The 1,569-nt window shown below is 65.3% G+C and carries 2 protein-coding genes; both read left to right on the top strand.

What is annotated here, in order from left to right; genetic code table 11:
- Positions 1–160: 160 nt before the first annotated feature.
- The gene (gene thiE, locus SMA01S_RS23900; RefSeq protein ID WP_066827981.1) at positions 161–859 is read left to right on the top strand and encodes a thiamine phosphate synthase; all 699 of its coding nucleotides are present in this window, start codon (positions 161–163) and stop codon (positions 857–859) included.
- A gap of 35 nt (positions 860–894) precedes the next feature.
- The gene (gene efp / locus SMA01S_RS23895) at positions 895–1,458 is read left to right on the top strand and encodes an elongation factor P (protein ID WP_066827979.1); all 564 of its coding nucleotides are present in this window, start codon (positions 895–897) and stop codon (positions 1,456–1,458) included.
- Positions 1,459–1,569: the final 111 nt, after the last annotated feature.

Here is a 1,569-nt window from a genome sequence, read left to right as displayed (position 1 = left end):
TGCGGGAGGGAGCGGCGCAGCCGCGGAAGGGTGAGGGGGACTCACAGCTTTCGCCGATTCCCCCTCATCCCCCCGCCACGCTGCGCGCGGCTCCCCCCTTCTCCCACAAGGGGAGAAGGGGAATGTTGCCGGTAAGACGCACTCGTCCTAGGGGCGGCGGATGGACACTGAAGACCCGCTCGGCCCGCTCGATCCCAATTTCGCCGCCTCGTTCAAACGCGACGTGCGGCGGCCGTCTTGCCAGCTCTATCTGATCTCGCCGCTCGACGTCGGCGGCGCCTTTCCGGATCGACTGGCGCGCGCGCTCGACGCCGGGCCGGTGGCGGCGTTTCAGTTTCGGGTGAAGCAGGTCGACCAGCACGAGGCTGCGCGGCTGGCGGAGCCGCTGCAGCGCATCTGCGCCGATCGCGAGGTCGCCTTCATCGTCAATGACAGCGTCTCGCTGGCGAAAAGGCTCGGTGCCGATGGCGTCCATCTCGGCCAAGAGGACGGCGATCCGCGGGAGGCACGGTCGGTGCTGGGTCCGGATGTGCAGATTGGCGTGACGTGCCATGACAGCCGGCACCTGGCGATGGAAGCGGGGGACGCAGGTGCGGACTATGTCGCGTTCGGTGCTTTCTATCCGACCACGACCAAGGACGTGAAGCATCGCCCCGAGCCGGTCATTCTGAGCTGGTGGTCGGCGCTATTCGAATTGCCCTGCGTCGCGATCGGCGGGATCACGCCTGCGAACGCCGCGCCGCTGGTGGCGGCAGGCGCCGATTTCATCGCGGTATCGAGCGCCGTGTGGGGCGGCGACGAGGCGGAAGCGGTGCGCGCATTCGGCGCGGTGCTTGCCGGATCGGGGCCGGCTGGCTAAAGGCGCGGTTTCGCTCTTTCCAGCAGGTACATCGCATGAAGATCAGCGGCGTGGACATTCGTCCCGGCAATATCATCGAATATGAAGGCGGCATCTGGCGCGCCGTCAAGATTCAGCACACCCAGCCCGGCAAGGGCGGTGCATATATGCAGGTCGAGCTGAAGAATCTGCGCGACGGCCGTAAGAACAATGTCCGCTTCCGCTCGGCCGAGACGGTCGAGCGCGTCCGCCTCGACACCAAGGACTTTCAGTTCCTGTTCGCAGACGGCGATACGCTGACCTTCATGGACAAGGAAACCTACGAGCAGACCACCCTGCCGCGCGACCTGCTGGGCGACGCCGCGGCGTTCCTGCAGGACGGCATGGACGTGGTGATGGAGCTCCATGACGAAGAGCCGATCAGCGTCCAACTGCCCGACACGATCGAGGCGACGATCGTCGAGGCGGACGCCGTGGTGAAGGGCCAGACCGCGTCGTCCAGCTACAAGCCGGCGATCCTCGACAATGGCGTTCGCATCATGGTCCCGCCGCATATTGCGTCGGGGACGCGCATCGTTGTCGACGTCTACGAGCAGACTTACGTTCGTAGGGCGGACTGAATGAATTAGCCCTCTCCCGCTTGCGGGAGAGGGTTGGGTGAGGGTCTTCTTCCTTCTTCCGAGCGAGTGCTGAGACAGAAGAAGAAAGAAGACCCTCACCCCCCACCGCCT

The organism is Sphingomonas mali NBRC 15500, from assembly GCF_001598415.1.
GTDB lineage: Bacteria > Pseudomonadota > Alphaproteobacteria > Sphingomonadales > Sphingomonadaceae > Sphingomonas > Sphingomonas mali.
Note: the sequence above shows the minus strand (reverse complement) of the source record. Positions and strands in the feature narration are given on the sequence as shown.

Excerpts from the sequence above, each read along its gene's own strand:
- efp (WP_066827979.1), top strand. The coding sequence starts at position 895 with ATGAAGATCAGCGGCGTGGACATTCGTCCCGGCAATATCATCGAATAT.
- thiE (WP_066827981.1), top strand. The coding sequence starts at position 161 with ATGGACACTGAAGACCCGCTCGGCCCGCTCGATCCCAATTTCGCCGCC.